At 46.6% G+C, this 18,170-nt stretch carries 12 protein-coding genes; 6 read left to right on the top strand and 6 right to left on the bottom strand.

From position 1 onward, the window contains the following. Window positions 1–331: 331 nt before the first annotated feature. From F0364_RS03195 to F0364_RS03215, 5 genes are all read right to left on the bottom strand, one after another. Entirely contained in the window at window positions 332–2,059 is a 1,728-nt protein-coding gene (locus F0364_RS03195; RefSeq protein ID WP_153796306.1) for a GMC oxidoreductase, read from the bottom strand. 429 nt (window positions 2,060–2,488) lie between these two features. Beyond that, window positions 2,489–4,165, bottom strand: a complete 1,677-nt coding sequence (locus tag F0364_RS03200) for a GMC oxidoreductase (RefSeq protein ID WP_153796307.1) — start codon at window positions 4,163–4,165, stop codon at window positions 2,489–2,491. A 321-nt stretch (window positions 4,166–4,486) separates the two neighbouring features. Further along, window positions 4,487–6,166, bottom strand: coding sequence for a GMC oxidoreductase (locus tag F0364_RS03205; protein WP_153796308.1), 1,680 nt, complete (start codon window positions 6,164–6,166; stop codon window positions 4,487–4,489). Between the two features lie 65 nt (window positions 6,167–6,231). Continuing rightward, on the bottom strand, window positions 6,232–7,116 hold the full coding sequence (locus tag F0364_RS03210; protein ID WP_153796309.1) for a hydroxypyruvate isomerase family protein: 885 nt from the start codon (window positions 7,114–7,116) through the stop codon (window positions 6,232–6,234). Window positions 7,117–7,259: 143 nt separating this feature from the next. Next, window positions 7,260–8,504 (bottom strand): MFS transporter, encoded by a 1,245-nt coding sequence (locus F0364_RS03215; protein WP_235920999.1) that lies wholly within the window; start codon window positions 8,502–8,504, stop codon window positions 7,260–7,262. 156 nt (window positions 8,505–8,660) lie between these two features. Between F0364_RS03215 and F0364_RS03220 the strand changes: the two genes are divergently transcribed. The 6 genes from F0364_RS03220 to F0364_RS03245 all read left to right on the top strand — a co-directional run bounded on the left by F0364_RS03220 (window position 8,661) and on the right by F0364_RS03245 (window position 16,387). Further along, window positions 8,661–9,827, top strand: a complete 1,167-nt coding sequence (locus F0364_RS03220) for a Gfo/Idh/MocA family protein (RefSeq protein WP_207632491.1) — start codon at window positions 8,661–8,663, stop codon at window positions 9,825–9,827. A gap of 384 nt (window positions 9,828–10,211) precedes the next feature. Next, window positions 10,212–11,264 carry a sugar phosphate isomerase/epimerase family protein gene (locus F0364_RS03225; RefSeq protein ID WP_153796311.1) on the top strand — a complete coding sequence of 351 codons (1,053 nt, stop codon included), beginning with the start codon at window positions 10,212–10,214 and terminating at the stop codon, window positions 11,262–11,264. 89 nt (window positions 11,265–11,353) lie between these two features. Further along, complete coding sequence (locus tag F0364_RS03230; protein ID WP_153796312.1) at window positions 11,354–11,569, top strand: hypothetical protein; 216 nt, start codon at window positions 11,354–11,356, stop codon at window positions 11,567–11,569. 209 nt (window positions 11,570–11,778) lie between these two features. Then, entirely contained in the window at window positions 11,779–13,446 is a 1,668-nt protein-coding gene (locus F0364_RS03235; protein WP_153796313.1) for a M1 family metallopeptidase, read from the top strand. 53 nt (window positions 13,447–13,499) lie between these two features. Beyond that, entirely contained in the window at window positions 13,500–15,662 is a 2,163-nt protein-coding gene (locus tag F0364_RS03240) for a S9 family peptidase (RefSeq protein ID WP_153796314.1), read from the top strand. 404 nt (window positions 15,663–16,066) lie between these two features. Then, complete coding sequence (locus tag F0364_RS03245) at window positions 16,067–16,387, top strand: DMT family transporter (RefSeq protein WP_153796315.1); 321 nt, start codon at window positions 16,067–16,069, stop codon at window positions 16,385–16,387. A 269-nt stretch (window positions 16,388–16,656) separates the two neighbouring features. Here the strand turns inward: F0364_RS03245 and F0364_RS03250 are convergent, their stop codons facing one another. Continuing rightward, window positions 16,657–17,991, bottom strand: a complete 1,335-nt coding sequence (locus F0364_RS03250) for an APC family permease (protein WP_153796316.1) — start codon at window positions 17,989–17,991, stop codon at window positions 16,657–16,659. Between the last annotated feature and the right edge of the window lie 179 nt (window positions 17,992–18,170).

The raw sequence follows: 18,170 nt of genomic DNA on the forward strand, positions 1-18,170 counted from the left end.
TAGCAAGAGGCTTGTCGTGAGGAATAAACCGCACAATGTCTTCTTTGATATCATTCATTGATACCTGGTCAATTTTATCGACTAGCAAAATAGCGTAAAACAAGGGAATTATGCCGCATAGCGGCTACCCTTAAGCGACGATTGGGTAGCCACTACGTGGCATCCGTTCATATAAATGATTTTGTGTCTACAAACAGGAAGCCCCGATGGGGCTTAACTTAATGAATGTGAACCGCAAGTGCTGTATCCTTCGTCATTCAGTATTCCTTGTCCCCTGTTCGATATTCAAACTGTAACAGGTTTCCAAAGCCCCCTTCAGGGGGTTGGGGCTTTATATACTTCCTTTCTTCAACTCTTCCACAGCATGGTTTGCTGCCCGTGCTGTTAACGCCATAAATGTAAGCGACGGGTTTTGCGTACTTACAGATGTCATGCAGGCGCCATCGGTTACAAACACGTTCTTACAGTTGTGAAAAGCATTCCATTTGTCAAGCAGCGAAGTGTTGGGGTCTTTGCCCATTCTTGCTCCGCCCATTTCATGTATGTCAAGGCCGGGCGCCTGCTTGCTGTCGTTGGGCTGTATGTTTTTGCAACCTGCTTTTTCCAGCATTTCAGCCCCTTGCGCTAAAAAGTCTTTTAACAGCTTTTCGTCATTTTCGTCATAGTCAATGGAAGTTATTAACTGTGGAATGCCCCATGCATCTTCCTGGTCTTTGCTCAACCTTACATGGTTGCTTTCTTTAGGTATGGTTTCGCCCTGCATCATCATAGATACATACCAGCCGCCCGGCTCAGTAAGCGAATCCTTGAAGGCCGGCCCAAGCGGCTCGTTGCTTTCCGCACCCCTGCCACGGCCAGCGCCATAATGAACAGAATAACCGCGCAGAAAATCTGTTTCCTGTTTGTACACATTTCTAAAGTTGGGCATCATGGCCTGTGTGGGCCTACGGCCATAATAGTATTGGTCTTGCGGCCCATCGAATGAAGCGGAAATGCTGCCCCTGTAATTATGAAATGCCACATACTTACCCAACAGGCCATTATCGTTACCAAGCCCGTTAGGGAAGCGTTTGGATGTTGAATTGAGCAGTATAAGGTTGCTGTTAAGGCAGGCCGCGTTTACAAAAATGATCTTCGCAAAATAATCGGTTGATTTTTTTGTTTCTGCATCCACTACCCCTACGCCTACAGCTTTGTTCTGCTTATCATCATAGATAATGGAATGGGCTACTGAGTTGGGCCTTAAGGTAAGGTTGCCGGTTTTGGCGGCCCAGGGCAAAGTGGTTGAGTTGGAACTAAAATACCCCCCAAACGGGCAACCCCTGTAACACAGGCTCCTGGCCTGGCACTGGCTGCGCCCCTGCTCAATATGAATGGGGTTGGGCTTTGTTAAATGCGCACAGCGGCCCTGTATTACATAACGGTCTTTGTAATTGGCCATGATGCGCTGCTGTATTTCTTTTTCAACGCAGTTCATTTCCCATGGTGGCAGAAACTCTCCATCGGGTAATGTTTCAAGGCCATCTTTATTGCCGCTTATGCCGGCAAACTTTTCTACGTAAGAATACCAGGGCGCCAGTTCATCATACGCAATTGGCCACTCAACGGCAAAGCCATCACGGCCGGGGCCTTCAAAATCAAAACGGCTCCAGCGCTGGGTTTGCCTTGCCCATATAAGCGATTTACCACCCACCTGGTAACCACGTATCCAGTCGAAAGGCTTTTCCTGTATGTAGGGCTGTTCCTTGTCTTTTACAAAAAAGTGCTGGGTGGCTTCATCAAAAGCGTAGCACCTGCCCACAATCGGGTTTTCTTTTTTAAACGCTTCCGGAAATTCAAAGCGGTGCGGAAAATCCCACGGGTTTTTGGTGGCAGTAGGGTAGTCTTTCAGGTGCACAACATCGCGGCCACGCTCTAATACCAGCGTTTTTAAACCTTTTTCACAAAGTTCTTTGGCCGCCCAGCCACCGCTGATACCGCTGCCTATTACGATGGCATCGTAGCTGTTTTGGGCAGCACCGCCGGAATTGATATTAACTTTTGAACTGTCTTGTGGCATAGAAGTGAGTGGTTAGTGGTGAGTAGTGAGAGTGGTGAGTGGTGAGTAGTGAGAGTGGTGAGAATGGCGAGTGGGTGCCTTTCCGCTTCGTCATTCATCATTCCTTGTTCCTTGTTCGATGTTTATTTCGTTAATGATGAGCTTCCTGCATTTTGTTTTTTTCGTGCTTCCATGGTATTTGGCCCTGTAATGTTTCTGGCGCCAAAGGCGGCAGAAACTCATCTGCCCGGGTCTGAAAAGATGCCATAAAAAACCGGACGATGAAAGGATTGCGACGCAACGAAGATGCCACAACGATATGTAGCTGGTAGCCAAAAAATGCTGAATAAGGAGGTACCCACCATTGATTACTACCGTGTCCTAAAAATCAGAAAGATGGAACGGGCATACGCCCATCCCATCTTGTTATTTGAACAACCGCGCAGATTGTTACAGGTTTTGTTTCTTTAACTCGCTTACGGCATAGTCTACGGCACGTGCGGTAAACGCTATGTAGGTAAGCGACGGGTTCTGGCATGCGGCTGAAGTCATGAAAGAGCCATCGGTTACAAACACATTTGGTGCATCCCAAATCTGGTTCCATTTGTTGAGAACAGAAGTTTTGGGGTCGGCGCCCATACGGGCAGTGCCCATTTCGTGAATGCCGCGGCCCAGGTAAGGGTTAGTGTCTCCACCATGTACGTTTTTGGCGCCCATGGCTTCCAGCATTTCCTTTCCATCTTCCAGCATATCTTTACGCATCTTCAGTTCGTTTTCTTTTAGTTCCGCATCAAAAGAAAGCACGTTCAGGCCCCATTTATCTTTTACGTTCTTATCCAGCGTTACCTTGTTTTCGTGGTAAGGCAATGTTTCGCCAAAGCCACCCATGCCAATGCTCCACTGGCCGGGTTCGGTAAGTGCTTCTTTAAATTCGGCGCCAATGCTGTACTCGGCCACATCCTGGTTCCAGCTTGCACGGCTGGCGCCGCCCTGGTAACCAAAACCACGTTTATAATCGCGTTTATCGCCAAAGAAGTTGCGGTAACGTGGAATGTAAAATCCGTTGGCACGGCGGCCAAAATAATATTTGTCCAGGTAACCGTCAACAGTGCCGCCAGCATACACATTAAGGTGATGGTCCATTACGTTATGGCCCAGTTCGCCGCTGCTGCTGCCCAGGCCATCAGGCCATACATCGGTGGCGGAGTTCATTAATATCCAGGCGCTATTTAAGGCGGACGCGTTAAGGAAGATGATCTTTGCCTTGTACACGTAAGTCTTCATGTTTTCGGCATCCAGCACTTCCACACCCGTAGCACGTTTTTTATCTTTATCGTACAGTATTTTGGTTACAATGGCCCAGGGGCGCAGGGTAAGGTTGCCTGTTTTCATGGCCGCGGGCAGGCTTACAGATTGTGTGCTGAAGTAGCCGCCAAAGGGGCAGCCAAACCAGCACTTATCCCTAAACTGGCATTGCCTGCCATCCATAGGAATGGTAGCATGCGCCGTGCGGCCAATGATCATTTTACGAACGCCCTTGTAATATTCTTTAAGCCTTTGGGCAAAATCTTTTTCCACGCAGTTTAATTCCATGGGCGGCAAAAAGTTGCTGTCTGGCAATTCGGGCAGGTTTTCTTTGGTACCGCTTACGCCCACAAATTTTTCCACGTAATCGTACCAGGGTGCAATGTCTTTATAACGCACCGGCCAGTCTATAGCAATACCTTCTTTGGCATTCTCTTCAAAGTACATATCGCTGAGGCGGTAGCTCTGGCGGCCCCACATCAGGGAACGGCCGCCTACGTGGTAACCACGAAACCAGTCGAAACGTTTTACTTCAGTATAAGGAGAATCTTTATCGCTGGCCCACCAGGATAGGTTTCTTTCATTAAGCGGGTAATCCCTCACAAGTTTAGGATAATTGTTAATCATTTCCTGCGTTCGGTTGCCGCGGTGGGGATAATCCCAGGCCTCTTTGCTGGCTTCTGTGTAGTCCTTAACGTGTTCAATGTTCATGCCACGCTCCAGCATGATTGTTTTCAAACCTTTTTCGGTCAATTCTTTCGCGGCCACCCCGCCACTAATGCCGGAGCCGATTACAATCGCGTCAAATTCGTTATCTGCCATGATTTACAATTTATGTCCCCATCCCCTGTGGGGGGCGTTAAAAATGAACAGTAGGCCAGGGGCAACTTACCGGATTTTATTTTTGCATCACCACCTGCCTGGGGCAGGGGGTGATTATTAAAAGAACAATTTGGTACCTGGCTGACGTAGTACTATTAAGCTTCCGTTGTGTCACTCACTTGTACGTTCTGTCCGCTATTCAGCACAGCCCTTGCAGGAGGTGAGTGGTGAGGGGTGAGTAGTGAATGGTGAGTGGCGAGTGGGTGGCTTTCCGTTCATCCCTTCAACATTCATTACTCCTTGTTCCTTGTTCAATATTCCTCAGATATTTCCTTTCTTAAGTTCACTAACAGCATGATCTACAGCCCTTGCGGTAAATGCCATGTAAGTTAGCGATGGGTTTACGCAGGATGCTGATGTCATAAAAGCGCCATCCGTAACAAACACATTGGGCGCATCCCAAACCTGGTTGAATTTGTTCAGCACTGAATTGGTGGGTTTATCGCCCATGCGGGCAGAACCCATTTCATGAATGCCGCGGCCCAGCGTACCATCGCCATCACGGCCTTTGACATTCTTGGCGCCGGCGGCTTCCAGCATTTCCTTGGCATCGTCCAGCATATCCTTGCGCATCTTTTTCTCGTTGTCTTTGTACTCCACGTCTATGGCCAATACATTTAGGCCCCACTTATCTTTTTTGGTTTTGTCAAGCGTTATTTTGTTCTCGTGGTAGGGCAGGGTTTCGCCAAAACCACCGATGTTCATAGTCCACTGGCCAGGTTCAGAAAGTGCTTCCTTAAGCTCGGCGCCAATGGCTATTTCTTCAGCAGAACGGGTGTATCCATCCCTGCTGGCACGGCCCTGGTAGCCAAAGCCACGCAGGTAATCGCGTTTATCGCCAAAAAAGTTTCGGTAGCGCGGAATGTAAATGCCATTGGCACGACGGCCAAAATAGTATTTGTCTTCAAAACCTTCTACATGCCCGGATGCGCCAACACCCAGGTGATGGTCCATAATATTATGGCCGAGTTCACCACTGCTGCTGCCGAGGCCATCGGGCCACACGTCGGTAGCGGAGTTCATTAATACCCAGGCACTGTTTAAAGCAGAAGCGTTTACAAATACAATTTTTGCTTTGTATTCGTACGTTTTATTGGTTTCGGCATCCAGCACTTCTACGCCGGTAGCCCGCTTTTTATCTTTGTCGTATAGAATTTTTGTTACAATGCTCCAGGGGCGCAGTGTAAGGTTACCTGTTTTCATAGCCGCCGGCAATGTTGCAGACTGTGTACTGAAATAGGCGCCGAACGGACAACCCAGCCAGCATTTGTTACGGTACTGGCAATTGGTTCTGCCCTCATGCGGAACAGTAATGTTGGCGGTGCGGCCAATAATCATCTGGCGGGCGCCTTTATAATGGTCTTTTATGCGGGAAGCCACTTCTTTTTCAACGCAGTTCATTTCCATGGCAGGCATAAACTGGCCATCCGGCAATTGAGGCAAACCGTCTTTTGCCCCACTGATGCCGGCGAATTTTTCAACATAATCGTACCAGGGGGCTATTTCTTTATAGCGTACCGGCCAGTCTATGGCAATGCCTTCTTTTGCGTTGGCTTCAAAATCCATATCGCCAAGGCGGTAGCTTTGCCGGCCCCACATCAGCGAACGGCCACCTACATGGTAGCCCCGAAACCAATCGAAGCGCTTTACCTCTGTGTAGGGGGATTCTTTTTCGTTTACCCAGTAATCAAGGTTGGTTTCATTAAGCGGGTAATCTCTTTTAAGAACGGGGTAGTCGTTAATCATGGCCTGGGTACGTGTACCGCGATGAGGATATTGCCAGGCTTCTTTATTGGCGTTCACATAGTCTTTAACATGTTCTATGTTACGCCCACGTTCCAGCATAATCACTTTTAACCCTTTCTCTGTCAATTCCTTTGCGGCCCAGCCGCCGCTGATGCCTGAGCCAATTACAATCGCGTCAAAAACATTATCAGCCATTGCGTAGATATTTTGTGTTACAAGCGTTAGAGTAAAATAGAAGAATAATACAATAATACAGGTGCCTATACGTCGCAGAGTTCAACAGCTTTTCTTAAAGAAGCTATTTTATCCTGTGCTGCCGGTATAAATTCCTGTGCGGTATAACCTTTAAAGCCTGTTTCTACAATCGCTTTCATAATAGCGGGGTAGTACAGTTCCTGGCTGTCATCTATTTCGTGACGTCCTGGTACTCCTCCAGTATGGTAATGCCCAAAGTACTGGTGGTTATCTTTAATGGTTCTTATTACGTCGCCTTCATCAATCTGCATGTGGTAGATATCGTACAGCAGCTTGAAGTTCTCAGAGCCAACGCGTTTACAAAGCTCCACACCCCAGGCCGATTTATCGCACATGTAATCTTTATGGTCAACCTTGCTGTTTAACAGTTCCATGTGTATGGTAATGCCGTTTTTCTCCGCAAGGCCTACCACTTTTTTAAGCCCCTCCGCACAGTTTTTCAGGCCGGTTTCATCGTCCATTCCTTTGCGGTTACCACTGAAACAGATAACATCTTTGTATCCGGCCTGTACCATTAAAGGTATGTAAGCAGTTAGTTTGTCTGTTAAAGTGCCATGGTATTCTGTACGGTTCCAACCTTCTGTAAGGCTAATTTCCGATCCGTTGCACATGGAGCTATACACGTTGTACTTTTTTAGCGTTGGCCAGTCTTTGGGGCCTACCAGGTCAATAGCGGCAAAGCCGATATCGGTTACAGCTTTACACAGCTCTTCTACAGAGAGAAAGCCATAGCACCACTGGCATACAGAGTGGTTAATGTTTCCTTTAAGTTTCACTTTATTGGTGTTATTGGTGGTAGTGCAGGCTGCGAGGGCGCCGGGCAAAGAAAGGGCCGCGGTACCGGCAAGCAAATTTTTTAAAACGGTTCTTCTATCTTGATTAGAGGTCATCGCAGGTGTTATGATAGGCTTTAAAGATAATTACAAAATGTATTGCCCTGCCAGGCTGTGGATTGTTTTTGACAAAAAGTTTTCCTTTTACAGGACGGAAAAATATTACAGCATATCTCTTGATATGCTGTAACAATGCTTTTTTAGTTTATTACACTTGGCGCCGGTATTTCCAGGTTGGTTTCTTTCCTTTTCTTTTTCATGTAGAAAAACAAAATGCCAAATGCCACAATAAGAATAAGTGGAATGGTAAGTGTGGCGTTGATAATTTCAGGACCCGCCGCCTTTTTAGCTTCATTTAAAGCGTTGGCCATATCGCTACCGGGAGGAGCGGCGTTATAATCAGCAACAGATGACCCGGCAGGAAGTTTGGCAGCAAGCAATTTGTCATAATAACCACCCATGAAGATCATGTACAGGGATACTGCAAACATGCCGGCACCGCCCATCAGGTTCATGCCCACTGCGCCAGTGCGGGGCAGGTTCTCCGCAACAAAACCGATCATAGTGGGCCAGAAATAGCAAACACCAATACCAAATACTAAGGCGCCAACGAAAAGCATGTTGCCTGTTGTGCTGCCTAACAGGTAAAGGCCAATAGCGGCAACTATTGCTGAAATAAACAGCACGCCTGCCGGTGAAAATTTATGCACTACAGGCTCAGCAAAGGCACGCCCAAGCACCATTACGCCTGTTTCTATTGTTAGCAACAGTATCGCATTGTCAGTTACATTTTTCAATAATACATCAATCCACTGCCCGGTAAACAACTCTGTTATAGCTGTACCGAACATCAGTACAATCATAATGATAAACAAAGGGGTGAGTAGTGCCGAATACATTTCGCCGGTAGAAACACCGCTTGATACACGCTCTGTAACCGGAAACTCCAGCTTGCTGAACAGGAATATATACAGCAAAGTAGGTATCAACATCACGCCAACCTGAACCTGCCAGCCAATACCTATCTTGTCAAACAGGAATACCAGCAACGTACCTATCACTATACCGCCCGGAAACCACAGGTGAAAGTGATTGAGCTTTGTAGTTTTATTGTCTTTATAGATAGTTGCAACAAGAGGGTTACATGCCGCTTCAACAGTTCCATTGGCAATACCTACGCAAAGCGTGGAAATAAACAATGTCCAATAACCGCTTGCAAAAACAGTAAGTAAAATGCCAATTAAATGAAACACGCCTGCCGCAACAAGCAACTTTTTCATGCCGATAATATCCACTACCATACCTCCGATAACTATCGCCAGGGGAAAGCCCCAAAATGCTGTAGCTGCAATGGTACCAAGTTGTTCAGCATTCAGGTTAAACTCAGTTCCCAGCCGTCCAAGAATACCGGCACGGATACCAAATGATAAAGATGTAACTAACAAGGCTAAGCAACTTGCAACGAAAAGTTGTTTGCGGTTAATGGCTGGCATAAATCGTGAGATTGAGGATTTAATGAATAAATGTTTTTCTGACAAGTGAGGGTAAATGTAAATTTTTTTACTTTTAGTTCTCACTTACCGTAAAAAAAATTACAACCAATGTTAAACAGAAAACTAAGAATGGGTATGATCGGCGGTGGAAAGGATGCTTTCATCGGCGCTATCCATCGTATTGCTGCCAACATGGACGGATTGATCGAATTATCCTGCGGCGCTCTAAGTATCAATCCCGAAGTTGCTAAAGATTCAGGCAAATTGTTGTTTCTTCCGGAAGACAGGACTTACCTGACTTATGAAGAAATGATTACCAAAGAAGCGGCTTTACCTGCTGATAAGCGTATTGACTTTGTTACCATCGTTACCCCCAACTTTGCCCACTTTGCACCGGCTATGATGGCGCTGGACAACGGTTTTAATGTTGTAATAGAAAAGCCCATCACTTTTACATTGGATGAAGCAAAACAACTGCAGAAAAAAGTAGAAGAAACAGACCTTACACTATGCCTTACGCATACTTACTCCGGTTACCCAATGGTAAAACAGGCAAGGGCCATGATTAAAGAAGGCGCCCTTGGCAAAGTAAGAAAGGTTTGGGTGGAGTACCCGCAAGGCTGGTTGAGCAAGCTTAGCGAACGTGAAGGCAACGCACAGGCGGCCTGGCGCACAGACCCCAAGAAAAGCGGAAAGGCCGGCGCCATGGGCGATATTGGCACCCATGCCGAGCACCTGGCAGAATATATTACCGGCTTACATATTACCCACCTTTGCGCAGACCTTAACGTGATGGTAGAAGGCCGTTTGCTGGAGGATGACGGCAACGTGTTACTAAAATTTGATAACGGCGCCGCCGGTGTATTGATGGCTTCGCAGGTAGCAGCCGGGGAAGAGAATGCTTTAAAGATTCGTGTATATGGTGAAAAAGGCGGTATTGAGTGGGCACAACAGGAACCCAATACTTTATTGGTTAAATGGCTTGACCAACCAGCGCAAATATTACGTGCCGGCGCTGGTTATGGCCATTTGTCAACTTTTGCTACCAAAAACTGCAGAACGCCAGGCGGCCACCCTGAAGGGTACCTGGAAGCTTTTGGCAACATCTACCGGAATTTTGCCTTAACACTACAGGCCAAACTTTCCGGCGAAGAGCCTACACCTGAACAGCTTGATTTTCCGAAGGTGGACGAAGGCGTTAGGGGCATGGCGTTTATTGACGCTGTAGTTGAATCTGCAAAGAGTGATGCTAAGTGGACGGAGTTTGTGGTATAGCTGTTAGCAAATTAGCTGTGGGTTATGAGCTGTGAGCTATGAGTAGTAGGGTGTTGAATATCGAACAAGGAACAAGGAGTAAGGAATGTTGAAGGAAAAGCAACTTGCGAAGAGAATATTGAGCAAGGAGAAAGGAATTATTAATGGCGAAGGAAAGGCAACTTGCGGTTCACGATTACTCACGTTTACTTGCGAGAGGAATATCGAAGCGGAAAGCCCCCCACTCGCCATTCACTACTCCCCACTCACCTTCTACAAGGGCTGTGCTGAATAGCGGACAGAACGTACAAGTGAGTGACACAACGATGTTCAATAGTAGCAATCCAGCCAAGTACCAAACCTGTATTTGTATTTTTTAAACAATCAATCTTATACAACAACCATATGACTACATTAAAAGGCCCCGGCATTTTCCTTGCGCAGTTTTTAGGAGATGCCGCACCGTTCAATTCTTTGAAATCCATTTGCGAATGGGCGAAGAGCATTGGCTTTGTGGGCGTTCAGCTACCATCCTGGGATGGCCGGGTAATTGACCTGCAAAAAGCGGCCGAAAGCAAAACCTACGCCGACGAAATAAAAGGCATTATTGAAGAAGCGGGCCTGCAGATAACAGAACTTTCTACACACCTGCAGGGGCAGTTGGTTGCCGTTCACCCGGCATACGATTCTATGTTCGACGGGTTTGCACCCAAAGAAGTGCATGGCAACAGCAAAGCCAGAACTGAGTGGGCTGTACAGCAGTTGAAGTATGCCGCCAAGGCTTCTCAAAACCTGGGGCTTAATGCTCATGCCACTTTTAGCGGTGCATTATTGTGGCATACGTTTTACCCCTGGCCGCAACGCCCGGCGGGCCTCGTGGAAACCGGCTTTACAGAGCTGGCCAACCGCTGGCTGCCGATATTAAACGTGTTTGATGAGCATGGCGTTGACGTTTGTTATGAAATTCACCCGGGCGAAGACCTGCATGACGGTGTTAGCTATGAGCGTTTCCTGGAAAAGGTAAACAATCATGCCCGTGCGTGTTTGTTATACGATCCTTCACACTTTGTGCTGCAATGCCTCAACTATCTTGATTACATAGATATATATCATGAGCGCATCAGGGCTTTTCATGTAAAGGATGCGGAATTTAATGCCACCGGAAGGCAGGGTGTGTATGGCGGCTATACCGGTTGGGTAGAAAGAGCCGGCCGTTTTCGTTCACTGGGCGATGGGCAGGTTGACTTTAAATCTGTCTTTAGCAAATTTGCTGCTTACGATTACAAAGGCTGGGCCGTAATGGAATGGGAGTGTGCACTGAAACACCCTGAAGACGGGGCTAAAGAAGGTTCTGTGTTTATTAAAAACCACATTATACGCGTTACGGAAAAAGCATTTGACGACTTTGCGGGTACCGGCAGCGACGAAGCTTATAACCGGGCAGTTCTGGGGCTTTAAGTAATTACTCATGCATGTTTGATTATGGTCTGGCACAGCAATTGAATAATTTCAGTTGATCGGGCATTCCATAATCAAACAGCACGGGTATGAGAAACATCATCAACGGTCAAAACCTGTCTCACAGTTGCATTGCTGCGCTGGCATTTGGCGCCATATTTAATACGTTTGTCAACGATTATTCTTCCAGGCGGCCTGTGGTTACCGGTAAGTTTTCGAAAGACCAGCCGGTGCAGCCGGCAGATTCAATTTTCAATCATTCTTCAATTGGTCTTTCCAAACGGGTAGTTATGTATGCTCCATAATTTTTATGGGCCCGGCAGGAGGAATAAGCATGAGGCATCGTTGCGTCGCACTCTTCAACGTTTGGATTCGCTACGCAGCTTTTCAGCCCGGGTAGCAGGCCCGGTAGTTTGCCAATATCTGTTAATAACACGGCAAAAAGCATACAGCATTATTGGTGGCTATTTAATAGGTTTGACGGATTATTCTCCCGCAAATAACCGCAACGGATATGCTTAAATTTTTCGTGTCATTTATCTGTACCGCAACTTTTGTAACCGTTACCGCACAACCAAAACAACCACCTTATACCCGTGCCGATACACTGCGCGGCAGCATTACCGCCGGCCGTGCCTGGTGGAATGTGCTGAAATATGATATTACTGTACAACCGGATTATGCCAACAAACATTTGCTGGGCAAAAGCAGCATTACTTACAAAGTCCTTCAGGATAAGCATGCCAATACCCTTCAACTGGATTTGCAGGAGCCGTTGGCTATTGACAGCATTGTGCTTAACAACAAAAGCAAATTAAACTTTACAAAAGAAGGCAATGCCTGGCATGTGCAACCGCCACAACAAGCCAAAGGCTCTGTACAGGTAATTGATGTGTATTACCAGGGCCAGGTGCATGAAGCAAAACGGGCGCCCTGGGATGGTGGCTGGACTTTTACTACCGACTCCCTTAGCCGCCCATGGATGACGGTTACCTGCCAGGGCCTGGGCGCCAGCATTTGGTACCCCTGCAAAGACCACCAAAGCGATGAGCCGGATAATGGCGCTTCTCTTACCATGATTGTACCTGATACACTGGTAGCAGTAGCCAACGGCAGGCTGCAATCTAAAACCAGCAATGGCAAGGGTACAGCCACTTATACATGGGCAGTTGTAAGCCCCATCAACAATTATGATATCATTCCATACATAGGTAAATATGTAAATTTCAAAGACCTGTACAACGGCGAAAAAGGGCAGCTTGATATTGACTACTGGGTATTGGATTATAACCTTGACAAAGCAAAAGATTACCTGCCCAAAGAAGTAAACAGCATGCTGCAGGCTTTTGAACACTGGTTTGGGCCTTACCCTTTTTATGAGGATGGATACAAACTGATTGATGTGCCGCATACGGGCATGGAGCACCAGAGCGCCGTTGCTTATGGCAACTGGTACAAACCCGGCTACCGGGGCAGGGATGGCAGCGGTACCGGCTGGGGGCTTAAGTGGGATTTTATTGTTATTCACGAAAGCGGGCATGAGTGGTTTGGCAACAACATTACCAGCAACGACCTGGCAGATATGTGGATACACGAAGGCTTTACCAACTACAGCGAAACCTTGTACATAGACTACCTGTGGGGCAGCCATGCGGCCAATGCTTACAATGCCGGCATACGCAGGGGCATACGTAACGATAAGCCCATAATACCAGATTACAATATTAATGCACAGGGCAGCGGGGATATGTACCCCAAAGCCAGCAATATGATACATGCCATACGGCACAGCATTAATAACGATACGTTGTTCCGTTCCATTATGCGGGGGCTTAACAAGGCTTTTTACCACAAAACCGTGGATGCTGCGGAAATTAAAACCTTCTTCAGCAAAAGCACTGGTTTTAACTGCAACAAAGTTTTTGACCAATACCTTACCACTACGCAGATACCGGTGCTGGAATACTATACCAGCAGCAGCAAAGTATTTTACCGCTACAGCAATTGCATAAAGGGGTTTAACCTGCCGCTGCTGTTAAAAGATAAAACCAGCAGCATAAAAATATTTCCCGGCGAAGCATGGAAAAGCAGCAATATAACGGCAGCACAGTCTGCCCTTTTTAATAAGGCAGCTATTGAAAGCATGTATTACATAACCGCGGAACAAAAAGCGGCTAATTAAGTTTGATACCTTCTATTTTTATACCCCACGTTTACAGGTTTAAATAGTTACGCATGAGAAAACAGTATTTTGTTTTATGTATCATCCAGGTTTTTGCACTACAGGCTTTATTTGCCCAAAAAGATATTAAGTGGCGGCAGGACGGCAATGGCTATTACAGCAAAGAAGATAATGCGCTTGTTGAGTACAAACTACCGGCCTTCACAAAAACTATTTTGGTTACGGCGCAGCAATTAACGCCCACAGGCCAGGCCCAGCCGCTAAAAGTGGAAGATTTTTTCTTTAGTGCTGATGGCGCCAACCTGCTTATTTATACCAACAGCAAAAAGGTATGGCGTAAGAACACAAGGGGAGATTACTGGCTGTTAAACCTTGCGGCTAAAACACTGGAACAGGTGGGTAAGGGGTTGCCCGCTTCGTCGCTGATGTTTGCCAAATTTTCTCCCGACGGTAAAAAGATAGCGTATGTAAGTCAGCGCAATATTTACACAGAGGATGTATTTACGCACCAGGCACAACAGCTTACTACAGATGGTACCGACAGGCTCATTAACGGCACATTCGATTGGGCCTATGAAGAGGAGTTCGGCTGCAGGGACGGGTTCCGGTGGAGCCCCGATAGCAAAAGCATAGCCTACTGGCAAATTGATGCTACGCAAATCAGGAACTTCCTGATGATTAACAATACAGATTCTATTTATTCCTTTACCGTGCCGGTGGAATACCCCAAGGTAGGGGAAAGCCCTTCCCCGTATAAAATAGGCATTGTTGATGTAACCACCGCGGTTACCAGGTGGATGAATATTCCCGGAGACCCACGGCAGCACTACGTGCCCCGTATGGAATGGGCCGCAGGTAATACCGAACTGATTATAGAACAGCTTAACCGCAAGCAGCAGCAAAGCAGGATTATGCTGGTAAACGCCGTAACAGGCAGTGCCCGCACTATACATGAAGAAACCAGCGAAGCCTGGATTGACTGCAAAGAAAGATGGAATAATGGAGACCCATCCGGGTGGGAATGGCTGCCCGATGGCAAATCATTCCTATGGGTTAGTGAAAAAGATGGCTGGCAGCACATTTATATTATTACCCGCGGTGGAAAAGAAACATTAATAACCAATGGGGCGTACGATGTGATAGACATTAAAGCCATCAACAGTGCAGAAGGTTATATTTATTTTTCTGCCTCCCCACAAAACGCCACACAAAAATACCTCTGCCGTATAGCAATTAATGGCAAGCAGCCCCTGCAAATGCTTTCACCCAAAGAAGAAAAGGGTACGCACAACTATAAAATTTCGCCTACTGGTGCTTATGCGCAGCATACATTCAGCAATGCCAACACAGCACCCCAAATTAACTGGGTAAGCCTCCCCCGGCATAACATCATTAAAGAAGAACCCAGCGCTGCAAAAAACAAACCGGCACCCGTAGAATTTTTTCAGGTTACAACGCAAGACGGTATTACGATGGATGGCTGGATGGTTAAGCCGCTGCACTTTGATTCTGCAAAAAAATACCCGGTTGTGTTCTTTGTATATACTGAGCCTGCCGGCGCCACGGTAAAAGATGAATATGGCAGCGGTAATAACAAATACTACAGTGGCAGTATGGCCGCTGATGGCTACATCTACATAAGTCTTGATGGGCGTGGCACGCCGGCGCCAAAGGGCGCTGCATGGCGCAAAGCCATTTACCGCAACATTGGCATAGTTAACGTACGCGACCAGGCAATGGCCGCCATGAAAATTTTACAATGGCCGTTTGTTGACAGCAGCCGCATAGCTGTTTGGGGGCATAGTGGCGGTGGCTCTACCACGCTTAACCTCCTGTGTCAATACCCGGAAATTTATAAAACCGGCATCGCTATGTCTGCCGTAGTTAACCAGCTTACCTATGATAATATTTACCAGGAACGTTATATGGGGCTGCCACAGGAAAACCTGCAGTATTTTGTAAAAGGTTCACCCGTAACACATGCCAAAAACCTGCGGGGTAACCTGCTGTACATACATGGCACCGGGGATGATAATGTACACTACCAAAATGCGGAGCTGCTGATAAATGAGTTGGTAAAATACAATAAGCAATTTCAGCTAATGAGTTACCCGAACAGCACACACGCACTAAAGGAGGGCGAAGGCATTGCGTTGCACCTGCAAACATTGTTTACCCAATACTTAAAAGCGCATTGCCCGCCCGGCGGCAGGTAAAGGCATATTAATAACAAGTTTCTCATGCACTAAGTATAGGGCTTCCTTTTTAGGGGGCCCTTTATTTTAGTTTATCGTAAAGCGTAGGCCGGCCATTCATGAAAATTAGCAACGAGACATTTTTTGGGGCTTTTAGTTGTGGCATTTCAATGTAGCTGCGGTCCCGGCTTTTCGCTGCAAGTCCTCACCACTCGTGCCTCGTGGTTGCGGGCTTTCCGCTGCAATCCGGCAGCCATTCAGCTTTGGGAATATAACCCGGCAGGCGGCTTTTATGGTACTTCTTAACCATACAGAACAACTGTAGTTTATTTGCAAACCGTCTTCAGTTGCATTTAAAATATCCCGTTATTTTAACAGCCCTTCGCTTGCTAAAACAATACATTTGCCGGCTAATCTGTTTTGGTATGAACTGGCTGATATTAATACTGGCAGGCATATTTGAAGTAGGCTTTACTTTTTGCCTTAAAAAGAGCAACAACTTTTCCAATCTTCCATGGAGTGTGGGTTTCTTTATCTGCATTACCCTTAGTTTTTTATTGCTGAACAAAGCTGCCCAAGCTATACCTATCGGTACTGCTTATGCTGTTTGGACGGGCATAGGCGCTGTGGGCACGGTAATAGCCGGCATACTCTTCTTTAAAGAGCCAGCGGGCTTTTGGAGGCTATTTTTTATTGTAACATTAATCGGCTCTATTGTGGGGTTAAAGGCAGTGGCTGAGCATTGATTGTTCAATGTTAGTGGCGCTACGGAACCTGCACTTCATCACCACAGAATAATTTCAGCCAATTACACTTCAACAGACCGGTAATCTACTACCTGTAACCGGCAACTGCCCTTCGGGTGAGGGATTGAAGCGGTTACCCCGCTGAAGCCTTCGCAGCCTGGCCTTGTGGCGGAGTAATAGCGGAAAGCCCGACCCCTTGCGCAGCTTGGGGGCACCTCCTGAAATTTCTTTTGCTCCAATTAACTATTATGGCAATGTACTGGCCATAGCTAACTACGCTTACCCAGGGCCCTGGTTAAAAAATACAGCAACATAAAAGCTGCCAGTACGCAAATGCCGGTAACGGCTGTCATAGGTGTTTGCAAGGTGATGCTTATAGCAACAAAAACATAAGCGCAGATAAATATGATTGGCTGCAGCGGGTAAAAACGCATTTTGTAAATGGCGCCGGTACCATCAAGATGTTTGGTTCTTTTACGCAACCAGAAAATGCTGGCGGCAGAAGCGGCCATACCAAATGAATCGAGAAAGATGGTGAAGTTGAGTATCTTTTCAAATGTTTGAGCAAAGAATAAAATAACAATACATATTGCGGCAAAAGTGGTTAACGAAATAACCAGCACATCACGTTTCTGCGACTTTTTTTGAAAGATGGCTGGCAGTACGCCATCCTCGCTCATGGCAAACATTACACGCGGGTTGCTCATCAGCAACACATTTACATAAGCCAGCACCGACAAAAAAAGTAACGCTGAAAAACCGGTAGCACCGGTAGGCCCAAACATTTTACCGGCCACAACAGAAGCTATTTCACGCTCATTCTGCAACTGGCTAAAGCCTATCACTTTATAGTAAGAAAAGTTAACCAGCAGATAAAGCAGGATGATAATTGTAATGCCCATAAAAATGCCACGGGGGATATTGCGGGATGCGTTTTCTACATCGCTGCCAAAATTGATGGTTTGCTGGTAGCCGCCATAAGTAAACGATACGGCAATAAGGCTTAAACCAAAAGACTGTACCCAGGGCATAAAGCCATTGCTTGTAACCGCCGCATTGGTAACAGCAGGCTGCGCATGAATGCCTGGCATAAACAGGGCAGCAATCAGCAGGCCTATCATGCTTATTTTGATAATCATCAAAACATTTTGCGTTTTGGCGCTCATTTTTAACCCGAGCAGATTTACGCCATAAAACAATATAATGGCACTGGTGGCAATAAGGGCTTTGGTGATATCTGTAGCCGCTTCTCCAAATATTACCTGGCTGATGTAACCGGAACCTATCAACGCTACCGCACTTAGCGAGGCCGCATTGGAAATAAGGATAATGCAGTTAATAGAAAAGGCGATAGACGGATGATAAGCATACGAAAAAATGCGGTAGTAGCCGCCGGTAACAGGGTAGCGGGAACCTATCTCCGCATAGGTGAGTGCACCGCAAAGCGCAATAAGCCCGCCGGCCACCCAGGCAGTAAAATAAATTTGCGGGTTAAGCGCATACTTGGCCGATGTGGCAGCGGTACGGAAAATGCCCATGCCTATTACAAGGCCAGTTACCACCATGGTAAGATCGAACAACGATAGTTTTTGCTTTGTTTGCATAGGCCCTGCCCAAAGGCAAATATTTTGTTTGAACCGTAAAGTAAAGATTATTGCTTAATGAAAGTATAGGTGGTTTTTAATTATGCTTTGCAATATTTACAGGCGCTATCGGTGGCCACGGCTTTACCTGTAAGGCATAACTGTTTAACAAATACAAACCTGTTTGTCATTATCCTTAA

Source organism: Foetidibacter luteolus (genome assembly GCF_009650435.1).
Taxonomy (GTDB): domain Bacteria; phylum Bacteroidota; class Bacteroidia; order Chitinophagales; family Chitinophagaceae; genus Foetidibacter; species Foetidibacter luteolus.